Consider the following 15,364-nt stretch of genomic DNA (forward strand, 5'->3'; position numbering starts at 1 on the left):
CACGTCGGGTGGGCTTGCGCGACTGCTCGAATCCGTTGTTTTGATCTGCGGCCATTGCCAGGGTCTGCTGCTTCATCTGCGGATAACGTTTGAGAAGCGACAACGGTGGACCTTGATCAGCATTGCCTTAACTCTCAACAATTACATGTACATGCCGCCATTGACGTGCAATTCCTGCCCCGTCACATAGCCCGCCTCACGCGATGCCAGGTAGGCCACCGCATGGGCAATGTCGGCAGGCTTGCCCAGATGGCCCAGGGCGATCTGGGATTGCAGCGCCTTTTGCTGCTCTTCGGGCAGATTTGCCGTCATGTCGGTTTCAATGAATCCCGGCGCCACGCAATTGACCGTGATGCTGCGGCTGCCAAGTTCGCGGGCCAGCGCGCGCGTCATGCCAGCCACGCCAGCCTTGGCGGCTGCATAGTTGGCCTGCCCGGCATTGCCCGATGCGCCCACCACGCTGGTGATGCTGATGATGCGCCCAAAGCGCTGCTTCATCATGGGGCGAATCGCCGCACGGCTCACGCGGAAAACAGCCTTGAGATTGGTGTCCAGCACGGCATCCCAGTCTTCGTCTTTCATGCGCATGGCCAGCGTGTCGCGCGTGATGCCGGCATTGTTCACCAGCACATGCAATCCGCCTTGCTGCTTGACGATGGAGTCCATCAGCGCCTCGATGGCCGCGCCATCGTTGACATTCAGGTTGGCGCCCCGGCAGCCCGGGTAGGCTGACAGGGCCTTGCTGATGCGCTCTGCGCCCTCGTCCGTGGTGGCGGTGCCGACCACCTGGTAACCACGCACTGCTAGCTCCAGGGCAATCGCGGCACCGATGCCGCGCGATGCGCCGGTGACCAGCGCCACCTGGGCTGGGGATACAGAATGCGTCATGCCAACAACTCCCGGGTTTCGGCCAGCGTGGCCGGATCAAACAGTGCTGCGCCGACCAGTTCAGGGTCGATGCGTTTGGTCAGGCCCGCCAGCACCTTGCCGGGGCCACATTCAATGATATGGGTGATGCCACGGCCTTTCAGCGCCTGCACACACTCAACCCAGCGCACAGCACCAAAGGCCTGGCGGTACAGCGCGTCACGAATGGCGTCGGCGTCCTGCTGCACGGCCACATCCACGTTGTTGAGCACCGGAATCTGGGGCACAGCCAGCACCACATCGGCCAGCGCCATGCGCAGCTTCTCGGCGGCAGGCTTCATCAGGCTGGAATGGAATGGTGCCGACACGGGCAGCGGCAGCGCGCGCTTGGCACCCGCTGCCTTGAGCAGCTCGCAGGCCTTGTCCACACCCGCCTTGGTGCCAGCGATCACGGTCTGGATCGGGTCGTTGAAATTCACGGCCTCGACCACTTCGGTCGATCCCGGACCAAAGGATGCAGTCGCCTCAGAGCACCCCTCAATCACCCGGGACGCCTCCATACCCAGAATGGCCGCCATGGCCCCTGTGCCCACCGGTACGGCCTCTTGCATGACTGCGGCGCGCAGGCGCACCAGAGGCGCTGCCTGTGCCAGTGTCAGCACGCCAGCGGCCACCAGCGCCGAATACTCGCCCAGCGAATGCCCGGCCACGGCCAGCGGCGCAGCCCCGCCTTCGGCGCACCACACGCGCCATGCGGCAACCCCGGCCACCAGCATCACGGGCTGGGTGTTGGTGGTCAGGGCCAGTGCTTCCTTGGGGCCTTGCTGAATCAGCAGGGCAAGATCTTCACCCAGAGCGTCCGATGCCTCTTGCAGCGCTTGGGCCACAACCGGGTGATCGCCCCAGGCGTCCAGCATGCCTACAGACTGCGAGCCCTGCCCGGGAAAGACAAATGCAAAGGATTTCATAAAAACCAAGATATTTATAAGAAATATGCCTCTAGCGCTTTATCAGTAAGCGCAAGTAGCTATAACTTCAGGAGCACAGCGCCCCAGGTAAAACCGCCCCCCACACCTTCGAGCAGCAGGGTTTCGCCCTTCTTGACCTGCCCGGTGCGCACGGCATGGTCCAGCGCCAACGGAATCGAGGCTGCCGACGTGTTGCCGTGCTGGTCCACTGTGACCACCACCTTGTCCATGGACAGCTTCAACTTCTTGGCTGTGCTCTGCATGATGCGGATGTTGGCCTGGTGCGGAATCAGCCAGTCGATGTCGGCATCGGTCAGGTTGGCTTTTGCCAGCGTGGCGCGTGCCGCTTTTTCGAGCACACCCACCGCCAGCTTGAATACAGCCTGGCCATCCATCTTGAGCAGGGGATCGCCCAGCACCTCGCCACCCGATACATTGCCCGGCACACACAGGATGCCCACATACTGGCCGTCGGCGTGCAGGTCGCTGGCCAGGATTCCGGGCGTGTCAGACGCCTCCAGCACCACCGCGCCTGCTCCGTCACCAAACAGCACGCAGGTCGTGCGGTCCTTGAAATCCAGGATGCGGCTGAAAACCTCGGCCCCCACCACCAGCGCACGCTTGGCGGCGCCGGTCTGGATCATGGCGTCTGCCACCGTGAGGGCGTAGACAAAGCCACTGCACACCGCCTGCACGTCAAAAGCGGGACAACCATTGGCGCCCAGCTTGTTTTGCAATATGCAGGCCACCGAGGGAAACACCATGTCGGGCGTGGAGGTGGCCACGATGATCAGATCGATGTCTTGCGGCTCGCAGCCGGCGGCCTCCAGCGCCTTCCTGGCAGCCTCCAGACCCAGATCGCCGCTGGTCACATCGGGCGCAGCGAAGTGGCGCGCCCGTATACCGGTGCGCTCCACGATCCATTCGTCAGAGGTCTGGATTCCGCTCTGCGCCAGCTCGGCCACCAGATCGGCGTTGGTCACCCGGCGGGGAGGCAGATAACTGCCGGTGCCGGTAATGCGGGAATAGCGTCTCATCAATGTGTTGTCGCCACAGCGACGGGCGTTGGCTGGGCATTGCCAGGCGCCAGCAGGGGCGCCGCATGCGCAATCCGGGTCCGGACACGATCGAGCAGGTTGTTGCGGGCTGCATCATACGCCCGGTTCAATGCCTGCTCGAAAGCCATGGTGTCGGCCGAACCGTGGCTCTTGAACACCAGCCCCCGCAGGCCCAACAGCGCCGCGCCGTTGTATCGACGGTAATCTATGCGCTTCATGAGCGCTTTTAGCACCGGATAGGCAAAGATGGCGGCAATTTTTGTCAGGATATTGCGCGAGAACTCTTGCTTGAGCCCACCCACCACCATGGTCGCCACGCCCTCACTGGCTTTCAGCGCCACATTGCCCACGAAACCGTCACACACCACGATGTCCACGGTTCCCTTGAAAATGTCATTGCCTTCCACATTGCCATAAAAATTCAGATCGCCCGAATTGGCAGCAGATCGGAGCAGTTCACCAGCTTTTTTGATGACTTCACTGCCCTTGATGATTTCTTCGCCAATGTTGAGCAAACCAACCGTGGGCTCCTCGACACCCTTGAGCACCGACACCAGCGCAGAACCCATGACGGCAAACTGCAAAAGGTGCTCGGCAGAGCAGTCCACATTGGCCCCCAGGTCGAGCACCGTGGTGGCACCACCCTGGGCATTGGGCATCTGGGTGGCAATGGCCGGGCGGTCAATGCCATCGAGCGTCTTGAGGATATAGCGGGCAATGGCCATCAAGGCACCCGTGTTGCCGGCGGAAACCGCGGCAGCAGCCGTGCCATCCTTTACCTGCTGAATGGCAACGCGCATGGACGAATCCTTCTTGCGGCGCAGGGCAATCTCCACGGGGTCATCCATGGCAACCACCTCGGTGGCCAACACCACGGTAGCGCGCTCGTGCGAGAACGATTGAAGACTGTCCTTCAGACCGACCAGCAGCAGATGGGCATCGGGATGATTGTCGAGGAACTGGCGGCACGCCGCGAGCGTGACGCGGGGGCCGTGGTCGCCCCCCATGCAGTCAACAGCCAGTGTGATCATGGGCGACTTGTCCGGCCGGCAGTGCGGGCCGAAAGATAAATGCAACGGTCAAAACAAAGGCCCGAGCTACAGATGCAGTAGCAGCGGGCCTTGTGGAGAGGGCTAAAGTCAGGCTTCAGACTTGTTCTTCAGCACCTGGCGGCCACGGTAGAAGCCGTTGGGGCTGATGTGGTGGCGCAGATGCGTTTCACCGGTGGTGGGTTCCACAGCAATGCCCGGCACGTTCAGGGCATTGTGCGAGCGGTGCATGCCGCGCTTGGAAGGGGACTTTTTGTTTTGCTGAACGGCCATGATGGCTCCTGGTCTTGAATAGGGTTGGTAAAAACGCGATCAGCCCAAAAAAGACCCGAGGGGATTCGCGTGAAGCCCACGATTATATCCCAAACGCCAATTACTGTCCCTTTTCTTCTTTGCGAAGGCTTGCCAACGCAGCGAAGGGGTTTGGTTTTTCGGCACTGGCCGCCTCGAAATCGCCGTCGCTGGAGGCCAGCGGCACGGCCGTGGGGCACTCATCGTGGCGCGGCACCACGGGCAATGCCATCAGCAACTCATCCTCGATCAACTCACGCAAATCGAATTCACGGCTCAGGGCCAGCAGATCTTCCTCACTCTCGTCGTCCAGCGCCTCGGCCGTGGCTTCGTCGGCCACGAAACGAAACGAGCGCTCCACGGCCAATGGCACATCCACCGGCGTCAGGCAGCGCTGGCATTCCATGGGAAACGTGGCCTGCACCTTCATGTGCAGCCACAGCTGACCGCTGTCACCGAGTTCCGTGCGCAGCTCGCCCGTGGCCGTCCAGTCCACCCGCAAATCGGGATGCAGGCCTTTGGCCTCCTGGGACAACCGCTCGTATTTCAGCAGCGAGTCGTGCCCGGACAGGTGTCCGCTTACCTGAGCGAAGGCCTTGACATCGAGCCGGTCGGGAGAGAATTCCTTGGTCATGGCGGCAGTGTAAGAGAATCGCCCGATGCAACAATCCCCCACCCCGCAACGCCCATTGGTATTGGGCTCTACTTCGCGTTACCGCCACGAACTCCTGGCCCGTCTGAACCTGCCTTTCGTCGTAGCAGCTCCCGAGGTTGACGAAACCCCGCTGGCCGAAGAAACACCGCGCGACCTGGCTTTGCGCCTGGCCGTGGCCAAGGCCCGCGCAGTGGCCCGCCAGCACCCACAGGCGGTGGTGATCGGCTCGGACCAGGTGGCCGACCTGGGTGGTCACCCGCTGGGCAAACCGGGCACGCACGAGCGTGCGACGGCCCAGTTGCGCCAGATGCGCGGCCAGACCGTGATTTTCCAGACGGCGGTGGCCGTGGTCTGTGAGGCCACGGGGTTCGAACAGGTGGATCTCGCGCCCGTGGAGGTGCGCTTTCGCGCACTGTCCGACGATGAGATTGAACGCTATCTGCGCGCCGAAGAGCCCTACGATTGCGCGGGCAGCGCCAAAAGTGAAGGCCTGGGCATTGCGTTGCTCGACGCCATCCTGAGCGACGACCCCACTGCCCTGATTGGCCTGCCGCTGATCCGCACCTGCCGCATGCTGCGCGCCGCCGGGATGGTCTTGCCATGAGCACGCGCCCCACCACCCCGTCCGACGCGCCCAGCTTCACCGCCACCAACGGCACGCTGTACCTGGTGCCCGCACCGCTCGACTTCGGCTGCGACACCCAGGCGCCGCTGCAAGACGCCTTACCCGATGGCACGTTGAAAACGGCGGCCCGCCTTACGCACTGGATTTGCGAGAACGCCAAGAGCACACGCGCCTACCTCAAGCGCATCGAGCCCCTGCATCCGCTGGCCGCTTCGCTGCAGCAGCAAACCATCACCGAGCTGCCGCGCGAGGTCCACAAGAAAGGCGACCATGGTGAAAAGGGGTCGGCGCCGTTTGATGCCCGCCCGCTGCTGGCCGCCGCACTGGTGGGGCACGACATGGGACTGATCAGCGAAGCGGGCATGCCTGCCGTGGCAGACCCCGGCTCATCGGTGGTGCGCGCAGCACACGATCTGGGCATTCCGGTGGTGCCACTGGTGGGCCCCGTCTCACTGCTGCTGGCGCTGGCGGCCAGCGGCCTCAACGGCCAGAATTTCGCCTTTACCGGCTACCTGCCAGTGGATGCGCAAGAGCGCAGCCAGCGCATCCGCGAGCTGGAATCTCTGGCGCTCAAGACCGGGCAAACCCAGCTCTTCATCGAAACCCCCTATCGCAACGCAGCGCTGTGGCAGGCGCTGGTGCAGACCCTGCAGCCCCACACGCGGCTGGCCATGGCAGGAGGGCTGACATTGCCCCAGGCCCAGATCCGCAGCCAGCTGGTGCGCCAGTGGCGCCAATTGCCATGCCCCACCGACAACCGCACACCGGTGGTATTCGCCCTGGGGCGTTAGGCACGTTAGGCATTGCGATTGAAAATTTGCTATCTATTTAATAGCTATTAGCGCTTATTGGATAAGCGTTAAGGGCATATTTCTTCAAAACATTGCCCCCCCCTCTGCTGCCCCCACCAAGCCGGGGCCAATGCGTTCAACGCAATTGCACCGTGGCGGGGGTTGCCAGGGCCTTGGCGGCGCCCACGCCCATCGCTGCGCCAAAACGCTTGACCAGGCGTTCGGCCACGTTTTCACGGCGGGTGTAGTCGATGATGTCTTCGGCCTTGACCACTTCGCGCGCCACAAAGTCAAGACTGCCCAGCTTGTCGGCCAGGCCCATTTCAATGGCCTGCTGGCCCGTCCAGAACAGGCCGCTGAAGGTTTCCGGCGTGGGTTTGAGGCGATCACCCCGCCCGGCCTTCACCACGCCAATGAACTGCTGGTGGATCTGGTCCAGCATGGTCTGGGCGTATTCACGCTGCGTTTGCGTCTGTGGACTGAAAGGATCGAGAAATCCCTTGTTCTCGCCCGCAGTGAGCAGGCGGCGTTCCACACCCAGCTTTTCCATGGTGCCCGTGAAGCCAAAGCCGTCCATCAGGACGCCAATGCTGCCCACGATGCTGGCCTTGTCCACAAAAATCTCGTCGGCTGCCGCCGCAATGTAATAGGCGGCCGAAGCGCAGGTTTCTTCCACCACCGCATACACAGGCTTGCCGTGTTTGGCCTTCAGGCGCAGGATTTCATCGTTGATCATGCCGGCCTGCACCGGGCTGCCACCGGGTGAGTTGATCAGCAGCACCAGTGCCTGCGAGCCTTCGTCTTCGAGGGCGCTGCGCATGGCGGCCACCACCAGCTCGGCGCTGGCTTCGGCGCCTGCGGCGATTTCACCCTTGATATCCACCACCGCGGTGTGGGGCGCCAACTTGCTGGCGCCACTGGTGCTCTGGTCCAGGGCCGCCCAGGCCACCAGCACGGCCACCAGCAGCCAGGTCAGGCGAAAGAATATCTTCCAGCGCCGTGCACTGCGCTGCTCGTTGAGGGCGGCAAACGCCAGCTTTTCCAGCGTGGCCCGCTCCCAGCCGGGCTCCAGCGCCGCCTTGGGGCGAGCTGCCGAGGCCGCTCCTGATTCAGTAGCTGCTTGCGCCCACAGGTCCGGCGGTACAGACGGTTTTGTGCCAGAACCAGAACCGCCGGGTTGTTGCGAATCACTCATCTCACACCTCCCACCGGGACATGCCAACGCGGGCCGGTGCACCCACAGCGGGGGTGCAGCGCATGAACAAAAGAACGAGGGTGTAATGCATCTAGAACTCGACGGGTTGCAGGTTGTGGGCAGTATGCCAGTGCACCACCCCGTCCACTTCGGACAGGGCAATTTTCACCAGCCCGCCGCGGCATGGGCCGCCCACGCAGGCGCCGGTGTCTGGCCGATAGGTCGCACCGTGCGTGGCGCAAAGCAGCCACTGGCCGGTGTCGTCAAAAAAGCGGTCGGGCTGGTAGTCCATCTCCATGGCCACATGGGAGCACCGGTTCAGGAAGGCGTGGGGCCGCCCCTCGAAGCGGATGGCAAAGGCCCGGCAGGTCTGCCCGGCATACACCACGTCAAAAGGCACGGCCAGGTGGCGCTCCTGCAGGTCGGCACTGTTGCACAGCGCGATGGCGATGGAATCGGCGGTGGTCATGGGCAAGCGGGCACGGGTGATGCGATGGCGCGCAAGTCAGGCATGGGACAGCAGCCAGTCGTGCAATTCGCGCACCGAATGGGCCACATGCAGCGGATTCAGCACGTCAAAGGCCGCAGGCTCGTGGGCGCCGTAGCTCACGCCCACGCTGGCACACCCCGCCGACAGCGCCATTTGCAGGTCGTGGGTGGTGTCGCCAATCATGAGCAGGCGCTCGGGCGGCACATCAAATTCGGCCATCAACTCCTGCAGCATCAGGGGATGGGGTTTGCCGGCCGTCTCGTCGGCGGTGCGCGAGCCGTCGAAAACGCCCTTGAGCTGCACCGAATGCAGCGCCTCGTCCAGCCCCCGCCGGCTTTTGCCGGTGGCCACGGCCAGCAGATGGCCTTGCGCCCGCAGGTCACCCAGCAGGGGCAGCACGCCGTCGAACAGGCTCAGGTCGTCCTGGTGCTGCAGGTAGTGGTAACGGTAGCGGTTGCCCAGCTCGGGGTATTTTTCGGGCGGCACATCGGGCGCAGCGTGGGCCAGGGCCTGGGTGAGTGCCATGCCGATCACGTAGGAAGCGGCTTCGTCGGTGGGCACGGCGCCGCCCACGTCGCGCACGGCCTCCTGGATGCTGCGCACGATGATGGCCGTGGAGTCGAACAGCGTGCCGTCCCAGTCAAAGGCGATCAGGTCAAAGCGGCGTGGGCGGGAGGTCGCAGGCATGGGGCAATCAGGCGGTTGGAACGAAGTCGGCAAGCTCCGGCGGCAGTTCGGCGTTCAGCAGCACGCGTTCGCCGGTGGCCGGGTGCGTGAACTGTAACCTCCACGCATGAAGAAACATACGCCGCATCCCCAGCTTGTGCAGGCGTTTGTTGAGGTCGAAATCACCGTATTTGTCGTCCCCCACGATCGCGTGCCCCTGGCTGGCCAGGTGCACACGGATCTGGTGGGTGCGGCCGGTCTTGATGGTCACCTCCAACAGGCTCATGGCGGGCAGGCATTGCGCCGGCCGGGCGGACAGCACCTGTCGCACCTTGACCAGTGTGACCGAACGCATGCCGTCGGGGTCGTCGGCGGTGGTCACCCGCACGCGGCGTTCGCCGTCGGCCTGCAGGTATTTGTGCAGCGGCAGGTCGATCACTTTTTTGTTAGAGGCCCAGGCCCCGGTCACCAGCGCGAGATAGGTTTTGCCGGTTTCGCGTTCACGGAACTGGTCTTGCAGGTGAGTGAGTGCTGACCTTTTTTTTGCCACCAGCAGGATGCCCGATGTTTCGCGGTCCAGCCGGTGCACCAGCTCCAGAAACCGGGCCTGGGGCCGCGCCTGGCGCAGTTGCTCGATCACGCCAAAGCTCACGCCGCTGCCACCATGCACCGCCACGCCAGCGGGCTTGTCCAGGGCAATCAGGTGTTCGTCTTCGAGCAGGATGGGGAACTCGCGCGCCGGAGCAGGCCGCTCGGCCTTTTCAGCCACCTTGTCGGAGATGCGCACGGGCGGCAGGCGCACCACGTCGCCCGCCTCCACGCGGGTGTCGGCGTTGACCCGGCCCTTGTTGATGCGCACCTCGCCACTGCGGATGATGCGATAGACATGGGTTTTGGGCACGCCTTTGAGCTGGCGTATCAGAAAGTTGTCGAGGCGCTGGCCCGAAGAGTCTTCGTCGACCTCCACCAGGCGCGCTGCGGGAGCGGGAGCGGCGGGGGTGCGGTCGGATGACGGTTTGCCCCCTATAATGTGTTTCACCTGCGCGTCAATGTGTAAGTGGTTGATTTGTCTGGAGTTTAGTCCACACAGCCCTTGCATTTGCGCAGGCAGGTCGATGCCAGCGGGCGTCGTACCGGCAGATTGCAGGCCAGATGCCTGCAGTGGCCTGTACGCCGTGCGGCGGGCTGACAAATTGAAACACTGATACGGAATCCCCCAAGCTGGCAGATTCGCCCCACCAGGGCGCAATCTGCCAGCGGATCGAAGCGAGCATGTGGTTGCTGATGGCATTGATATTGACTCTCTGGCGGTGGCGCTTGCCCCCGCTTTTGGGCGTCATATTGCCTATAGCGCGCACCCTGCCTGCGCATACAGCTATTATTTCAATAGCAAAACTGCGCACACTCCCACTCGCCCCCATCCACCCGCCCTTGCCGCCCCCGTTGAGCTAGCGCTCGACGGCACTGCGTCATCCCCGGCAATTCCCTTCGTTTCAATGCGTCAGTCCAGGCATTCACAGCTCCGGTAGAGCTTGTTTTTGGTTTGGAACTGCGGGTGGCAGCCCGCGCAGCCCTGTTGGCTGCGCCGCTGCCCTCCGCAAAACACGCAAAGGAATCGCATCATGAAGCGGATGCTCATCAACGCCACGCAGCCCGAAGAACGGCGCCTGGCCATCGTCGACGGACAAAAGCTCCTCGACTACGAAATCGAAATCGAGGGGCGCGAGCAACGCAAGGGCAATATCTACAAGGCCGTCGTCACGCGCGTCGAGCCTTCGCTGGAAGCCTGCTTTGTGGATTACGGCGAAGACCGCCACGGCTTTCTGCCGTTCAAGGAAATTTCGCGCAGCTACTTCGCCCCGGGTGTCTCGCCCAACCAGGCACGCATCAATGACGTGATCAAGGAAGGCCAGGAACTGCTGGTCCAGGTCGAAAAAGAAGAGCGCGGCAACAAGGGCGCTGCCCTGACCACCTTTGTCTCGCTGGCCGGCCGCTACGTGGTGCTGATGCCCAACAACCCCCGTGGCGGTGGCGTTTCGCGCCGCATCGAGGGCGAGGACCGCGCCGAGCTGAAAGAGGCGATGGACCAGCTCGAGTACCCCAACGGCATGTCCATCATTGCCCGCACCGCTGGCATTGGCCGCAGCGCCCCTGAACTGCAGTGGGACCTGAACTACCTGCTGAAATTGTGGAACGCCATTGACGGCGCCGCCAAGGGTGGCAAGGGCGCCTTCCTGATTTACCAGGAATCGAGCCTGGTGATCCGCGCCATCCGCGACTACTTCAACAACGACATCGGTGACATCCTCATCGATACCGACGATATCTACGAACAGGCGCAGCAGTTCATGGCGCACGTCATGCCCGAGCATGCCGCCCGCGTGAAGCGCTACCGCGACGACGCCGCCCTGTTCAGCCGCTTCCAGATCGAGCACCAGATCGAGTCGGCCTACGCCCGCACCGTGCAACTGCCCTCGGGCGGTGCCATCGTGATCGACCACACCGAAGCGCTGGTCAGCGTGGACGTGAACTCGGCCCGCGCCATCAAGGGCGGCGACATCGAGGAAACCGCCACGCGCACCAACCTGGAAGCCGCCGACGAAGTGGCCCGCCAGATGCGCCTGCGCGACCTGGGCGGCCTGATCGTGATCGACTTCATCGACATGGAAGAGTCGAAGAACCGCCGTGAAGTGGAAAACCGCCTGCGCGACGCGCTGCGCCAGGACCGCGCCCGCGTGCAGTTCGGCACCATCAGCAAGTTCGGCCTCATGGAAATGAGCCGCCAGCGCCTCAAGCCCGCCCTGAGCGAAGGTTCGTCCATCCCCTGCCCCCGTTGCGGCGGCTCGGGCCACATCCGTGACACCGAATCGTCGGCCCTGCAGATCCTGCGGATCATTCAGGAAGAGTCGATGAAGGACAACACGGCCGCCGTGCACTGCCAGGTGCCGGTGGAAGTGGCTTCGTTCCTGCTGAACGAAAAGCGCACCGAGATCGCCAAGATCGAGCTCAAGCAGCGCGTCGCCGTGCTGATGGTTCCCAACAAGACGCTGGAAACCCCTAACTACCGCCTGGAACGACTCAAGCACGACGACCCGCGCCTGGACCACATCGAAGCCAGCTACAAGCTTGCAGAAGAAGTGGAAGACCCCACGGCCGTGACGCGCCGCTCGCAAGAGCCCACCAACAAGCAGACCCCGGTGATCAAGGGTGTGCTGCCAGATGCGCCCGCGCCCATCGCAGAACCGCGCGAGCCCCGCCCCGAAGGCGCCGTGCGCCCACCGCGCGCGGGCCAGCGCCCGGCCGCTGCTGCCCCGGTGCAAGCCGCCGCACCCGCTCCTGCGGCACCGCGCGCCCCTGTCGCGGCCCAGGAACAAGGCTTCTTCGGCTGGCTCAAGAGCCTGTTTGGCATGGGTGACGCCCCGGCATCCGCTCCGGTGGCAGCCCCCGCACCGGCCGCTGCGCCCGCCGAAGCCGGCACACGCAGCGAACCCCGCCGCGACGGCCGCAATGGCGAAGGCCGTGGCCGCCGTGGCGAGCGTGGTGAACGCGGCGCAGGCCGCGACGGCAACCGCGAAGGCGGTGCCCGTGATGGCAACCGCGAAGCTGCCGGTGAAGGCCGCGGCCGCCGTGGAGAGCGCTCGGCAGAAGGCCGTGCCCCGCGCGACGTTGAAAGCCGTCCACCCCGTGGCGAAGGCGAAGGCCGCAACGGCCGTGAAGGTCGCGAAGGCCGTGAAGGTGGCCGTGGCCGCCGCGACGAGCCCCGCAACAGCGCTGCCGGCGCCGACGCCGACAATGCCGCCGCCCAGACCGCCATCCAGGCGCAGGTGACGGGCCCGAACGGCAATGGCGCCGAAACGGCTGGCACCCAGCCCCGTGGCGAACGCGGCCCCCGCCGTGAACGCGGTGAAGGCCAGGGTCGTCGTGAACGCGGCGAACGCGCACCCCGCGCGGCAGAGGCCCGGGAAGACACCGGCGCCCCTACGCCCGACTTCGCGGACACCGCGCCGCTGGCATCGCTGCCCGATCTGGACCTGACCGGCAACGACGTCGCACCGGCCGCAGACGAACGCCGTGAGCGCCGCTCACGCGACCGCTATGGCCGTGACCGGCGCGAACGCGGTGAACGCGGTCCCCGCGACACGGTGGAATCGGCTGCCCCCGCCATGATGGAGCTCGACACCTCGGCCCCGGTTGCCGCCACTGCGACCGAAGCCCAGGAAGAGCCGGCACGCCGCAGCTACTTCAACGCGGCTCCGGCACCGGCGCAAGCACCCGCGGCCCCTGCGCCAGTGCTGGTACCCGCTCCTGCACCCGTGCCAGCACCCGCACAGCCCCGCGCCGAGACCGCCGTGCAAGCTGCTGCCCCCGTGCCAGCACCTGCTGCCGCACCGGCACCGGCGCCCTTGGCCGCCGCGCCAGCGCCAGCGCCCGCTCCTGTGGCGGTGGCTGCAAAGCCCGCACCCGCGGTGTCACCGGCGCCTGCCGCAGCGCCTACAGCGGCACCGGCCCAAGGCATGCCCCGCGTCCAGGGCTTTACGCTGCCGCTCGATGCGCTGCACCAGGTGGCCGCTGCGTCGGGCCTGCAATGGGTGAACTCGGATGCTGAAAAAATCGCCGCCGTGCAGGCAGCGATTGCCGCCGAGCCACAACCCATCCGCGTGCCGCGCGAGCGCCCGCCCGCCGTGGTGCTGGACGAAGGCCCGCTGGTGCTGGTGGAAACCCGCCGCGACCTCTCTGCCATGACGCTGCCGTTTGAGCAACCCCCAACGGCTTGATGCCCTGACAGGTCTGCCGCCCCCCCGGGCCGCAGTCACCACCAAAGAAGGCGGCCTGGGCCGCCTTCTTTCATTGCAGCCCGCAAATACCCCTGGGGGCCAGCAGCAACCCGGCACCGGGTACCATTTTGGGTCGCTGTGGCCACCGCACGCATGCAGCACCCCGCATCGCCAGCGCCTGCAGTGTCCCGGCCACCGCCTGCCTTGCCCTCCGAGATCCACAGACTTTCCGCCACCATGCTGTTCCTGCTGTCTCCCGCCAAATCGCTCGACTACGACACGCCTTTGCCCGAGGGGCTGCCGCACACCGTGCCGCAGTTCGTGCCGCAGTCGGCGCAGCTGATCGAGGTGCTGCGCCAGAAATCCCCCCAGGACATCGCCTCGCTGATGGGTCTGAGCGACAAGCTCGCCGCCCTGAACGTGGCGCGCTACGAGGTGTGGCAACCGAAATTCACCGCCACCAACGCACGCCAGGCCGTGCTGGCCTTCAACGGTGATGTGTATGAAGGCCTGCAGGCCCGCACGCTGACCGCGCCCGACCTGGACTGGGCGCAAAAACATGTGGCCATCCTCAGCGGCCTGTATGGCGTGCTGCGGCCACTCGATCGCATGCAGCCCTACCGGCTGGAAATGGGCACGCGCCTGGCCACCGATGCGGGCAGCAACCTCTACCAGTTCTGGGGCAGCCAGATTGCCGAGCACCTCAACACCCGCTTGCGTGCCGACACCACACCCGTGGTGGTCAACCTGGCGTCGCAGGAGTATTTCAAGGCCGTGGACCGCAAGGCCCTCAAGGCGCGCGTCATCGACTGCGTGTTCGAGGACTGGAAAGCGGGCGCCTACAAGATCATCAGCTTTCATGCCAAGCGCGCGCGGGGCCTCATGGCGCGCCATGCCATCACGCACCGCATTGCCACGCCCCACCAGCTCGAAGGGTTTGACCTGGAGGGCTATGCCTTTGCCCCCGCCGCCTCCGAGCCCGAGCGCCTGGTGTTCCGGCGCAAGGCGGCCTGAGCAGCATCATGGCGACGCGTTCTGACCAGCGCACCCCGGCAGGGGCAAGCACGGCGCAACCGGCTCGCCAATCCATCACGCCCGAGCTGCGCGACTGGATTGCCGAGCAGGCCAGCGCCGACTGCTCGCCCGCCGCCCTGCGGCAATCCCTGCGCGCAGCGGGCTGGGACGACGACGTGGCCGCGCAGGCGCTGGCCGATGCGCTGCAAGCACCCACCAGCAACAGCCCCGAGGCCCACCACCGCGCACCGCCCCTGGCCGTGCCCGCACCGCTGCTGGCAGATTCGCCCCCGTTTCTGGATGCGGGCGACCGGCAGGTCGGCGTGCTGCTCACCCTCGCGCAGCCCCGCCTGGTGGTGTTTGCCAACCTGCTTGCGCCCGAGGAATGCGACGCCCTGATCGCCGCCGCCGCCCCGCGCATGGCGCGCTCGCTCACGGTGGCCACCCAGACGGGCGGCGACGAAATCAACGACGACCGCACCAGCGACGGCATGTTTTTTCAGCGGGGCGAGAGCCCGCTGATCCAGCGTATCGAAGAACGCATTGCCCGCCTGCTGAACTGGCCCATCGAAAATGGCGAAGGCCTGCAGGTGCTGCACTACGGCCCCGGCGCCGAATACAAGCCGCATTACGACTACTTTGACCCCGCCGAGCCCGGCACCCCCACCATCGTGCGGCGCGGCGGGCAGCGCGTGGGCACGCTCGTGATGTACCTGAACACGCCCGAAAAAGGCGGCGGCACCATCTTCCCCGATGTGCAGGTCGAGGTGGCACCGCAGCGCGGCAACGCCGTGTTCTTCAGCTACGAGCGCCCCGATCCGTCCACGCGCACACTGCATGGCGGCGCGCCGGTCATTGCGGGCGACAAGTGGATTGCCACCAAATGGCTGCGCGAGCGCGAATTTATATAAAAACAGGCT

At 65.0% G+C, this 15,364-nt stretch carries 15 protein-coding genes; 5 read left to right on the forward strand and 10 right to left on the reverse strand.

Annotation, left to right across the window (positions count from 1 at the left end; all coding sequences use genetic code 11):
- Positions 1 to 141 precede the first annotated feature (141 nt).
- From fabG to DTW89_RS08435, 6 genes are all read right to left on the reverse strand, one after another.
- Complete coding sequence (fabG, locus tag DTW89_RS08410; RefSeq protein ID WP_111865531.1) at positions 142 to 888, reverse strand: 3-oxoacyl-ACP reductase FabG; 747 nt, start codon at positions 886 to 888, stop codon at positions 142 to 144.
- Positions 885 to 1,835, reverse strand: a complete 951-nt coding sequence (gene fabD, locus DTW89_RS08415; protein ID WP_114655617.1) for an ACP S-malonyltransferase — start codon at positions 1,833 to 1,835, stop codon at positions 885 to 887. Before fabD ends, fabG begins: the two co-directional genes overlap by 4 nt.
- A 59-nt stretch (positions 1,836 to 1,894) precedes the next feature.
- Entirely contained in the window at positions 1,895 to 2,872 is a 978-nt protein-coding gene (locus DTW89_RS08420; protein ID WP_111865534.1) for a beta-ketoacyl-ACP synthase III, read from the reverse strand.
- Positions 2,872 to 3,924: a phosphate acyltransferase PlsX gene (gene plsX, locus DTW89_RS08425; protein ID WP_114655618.1), complete on the reverse strand. Its 1,053-nt coding sequence runs from the start codon at positions 3,922 to 3,924 to the stop codon at positions 2,872 to 2,874. Before plsX ends, DTW89_RS08420 begins: the two co-directional genes overlap by 1 nt.
- A gap of 108 nt (positions 3,925 to 4,032) precedes the next feature.
- A complete protein-coding gene (rpmF, locus tag DTW89_RS08430) occupies positions 4,033 to 4,215 on the reverse strand; it encodes a 50S ribosomal protein L32 (protein WP_005794249.1) in 183 nt (60 codons plus the stop codon).
- A 100-nt stretch (positions 4,216 to 4,315) separates the two neighbouring features.
- On the reverse strand, positions 4,316 to 4,867 hold the full coding sequence (locus DTW89_RS08435; RefSeq protein WP_114655619.1) for a YceD family protein: 552 nt from the start codon (positions 4,865 to 4,867) through the stop codon (positions 4,316 to 4,318).
- A 25-nt stretch (positions 4,868 to 4,892) separates the two neighbouring features.
- Between DTW89_RS08435 and DTW89_RS08440 the strand changes: the two genes are divergently transcribed.
- Entirely contained in the window at positions 4,893 to 5,492 is a 600-nt protein-coding gene (locus DTW89_RS08440) for a Maf family nucleotide pyrophosphatase (protein ID WP_024814390.1), read from the forward strand.
- A complete protein-coding gene (locus DTW89_RS08445) occupies positions 5,489 to 6,304 on the forward strand; it encodes an SAM-dependent methyltransferase (RefSeq protein ID WP_024814389.1) in 816 nt (271 codons plus the stop codon). The genes DTW89_RS08440 and DTW89_RS08445 overlap by 4 nt, the downstream gene beginning before the upstream one ends.
- A gap of 136 nt (positions 6,305 to 6,440) precedes the next feature.
- Here DTW89_RS08445 and DTW89_RS08450 read toward each other — a convergent pair whose 3' ends face one another.
- The 4 genes from DTW89_RS08450 to DTW89_RS08465 all read right to left on the reverse strand — a co-directional run bounded on the left by DTW89_RS08450 (position 6,441) and on the right by DTW89_RS08465 (position 9,694).
- The gene (locus DTW89_RS08450; protein WP_114655620.1) at positions 6,441 to 7,499 is read right to left on the reverse strand and encodes a S49 family peptidase; all 1,059 of its coding nucleotides are present in this window, start codon (positions 7,497 to 7,499) and stop codon (positions 6,441 to 6,443) included.
- 91 nt (positions 7,500 to 7,590) lie between these two features.
- Positions 7,591 to 7,968, reverse strand: coding sequence for a Rieske (2Fe-2S) protein (locus tag DTW89_RS08455; RefSeq protein ID WP_024814387.1), 378 nt, complete (start codon positions 7,966 to 7,968; stop codon positions 7,591 to 7,593).
- Between the two features lie 36 nt (positions 7,969 to 8,004).
- Complete coding sequence (locus tag DTW89_RS08460) at positions 8,005 to 8,676, reverse strand: HAD family hydrolase (RefSeq protein WP_114655621.1); 672 nt, start codon at positions 8,674 to 8,676, stop codon at positions 8,005 to 8,007.
- A 7-nt stretch (positions 8,677 to 8,683) separates the two neighbouring features.
- The gene (locus DTW89_RS08465; RefSeq protein WP_201740971.1) at positions 8,684 to 9,694 is read right to left on the reverse strand and encodes an RluA family pseudouridine synthase; all 1,011 of its coding nucleotides are present in this window, start codon (positions 9,692 to 9,694) and stop codon (positions 8,684 to 8,686) included.
- Positions 9,695 to 10,277: 583 nt separating this feature from the next.
- On the opposite strand from DTW89_RS08465, the gene DTW89_RS08470 reads away from it, so the two are divergent.
- The 3 genes from DTW89_RS08470 to DTW89_RS08480 all read left to right on the forward strand — a co-directional run bounded on the left by DTW89_RS08470 (position 10,278) and on the right by DTW89_RS08480 (position 15,355).
- Positions 10,278 to 13,430, forward strand: coding sequence for an Rne/Rng family ribonuclease (locus tag DTW89_RS08470; protein WP_114655622.1), 3,153 nt, complete (start codon positions 10,278 to 10,280; stop codon positions 13,428 to 13,430).
- Between the two features lie 237 nt (positions 13,431 to 13,667).
- Positions 13,668 to 14,444 carry a peroxide stress protein YaaA gene (gene yaaA / locus DTW89_RS08475; protein WP_114655623.1) on the forward strand — a complete coding sequence of 259 codons (777 nt, stop codon included), beginning with the start codon at positions 13,668 to 13,670 and terminating at the stop codon, positions 14,442 to 14,444.
- Between the two features lie 8 nt (positions 14,445 to 14,452).
- Positions 14,453 to 15,355: a 2OG-Fe(II) oxygenase gene (locus DTW89_RS08480; protein WP_114655624.1), complete on the forward strand. Its 903-nt coding sequence runs from the start codon at positions 14,453 to 14,455 to the stop codon at positions 15,353 to 15,355.
- Positions 15,356 to 15,364 lie beyond the last annotated feature (9 nt).

Origin of the sequence: Acidovorax sp. BoFeN1 (genome assembly GCF_003345135.1) — a bacterium.
Lineage (GTDB): Bacteria > Pseudomonadota > Gammaproteobacteria > Burkholderiales > Burkholderiaceae_C > Acidovorax > Acidovorax defluvii.

Bases quoted from the DNA above. Each gene is read 5' to 3' on its own strand.
- fabG (WP_111865531.1), bottom strand. From the start codon at position 888: ATGACGCATTCTGTATCCCCAGCCCAGGTGGCGCTGGTCACCGGCGCA.
- fabD (WP_114655617.1), bottom strand. From the start codon at position 1,835: ATGAAATCCTTTGCATTTGTCTTTCCCGGGCAGGGCTCGCAGTCTGTA.
- DTW89_RS08420 (WP_111865534.1), bottom strand. From the start codon at position 2,872: ATGAGACGCTATTCCCGCATTACCGGCACCGGCAGTTATCTGCCTCCC.
- plsX (WP_114655618.1), bottom strand. From the start codon at position 3,924: ATGATCACACTGGCTGTTGACTGCATGGGGGGCGACCACGGCCCCCGC.
- rpmF (WP_005794249.1), bottom strand. From the start codon at position 4,215: ATGGCCGTTCAGCAAAACAAAAAGTCCCCTTCCAAGCGCGGCATGCAC.
- DTW89_RS08435 (WP_114655619.1), bottom strand. From the start codon at position 4,867: ATGACCAAGGAATTCTCTCCCGACCGGCTCGATGTCAAGGCCTTCGCT.
- DTW89_RS08440 (WP_024814390.1), top strand. From the start codon at position 4,893: ATGCAACAATCCCCCACCCCGCAACGCCCATTGGTATTGGGCTCTACT.
- DTW89_RS08445 (WP_024814389.1), top strand. From the start codon at position 5,489: ATGAGCACGCGCCCCACCACCCCGTCCGACGCGCCCAGCTTCACCGCC.
- DTW89_RS08450 (WP_114655620.1), bottom strand. From the start codon at position 7,499: ATGAGTGATTCGCAACAACCCGGCGGTTCTGGTTCTGGCACAAAACCG.
- DTW89_RS08455 (WP_024814387.1), bottom strand. From the start codon at position 7,968: ATGACCACCGCCGATTCCATCGCCATCGCGCTGTGCAACAGTGCCGAC.
- DTW89_RS08460 (WP_114655621.1), bottom strand. From the start codon at position 8,676: ATGCCTGCGACCTCCCGCCCACGCCGCTTTGACCTGATCGCCTTTGAC.
- DTW89_RS08470 (WP_114655622.1), top strand. From the start codon at position 10,278: ATGAAGCGGATGCTCATCAACGCCACGCAGCCCGAAGAACGGCGCCTG.
- yaaA (WP_114655623.1), top strand. From the start codon at position 13,668: ATGCTGTTCCTGCTGTCTCCCGCCAAATCGCTCGACTACGACACGCCT.
- DTW89_RS08480 (WP_114655624.1), top strand. From the start codon at position 14,453: ATGGCGACGCGTTCTGACCAGCGCACCCCGGCAGGGGCAAGCACGGCG.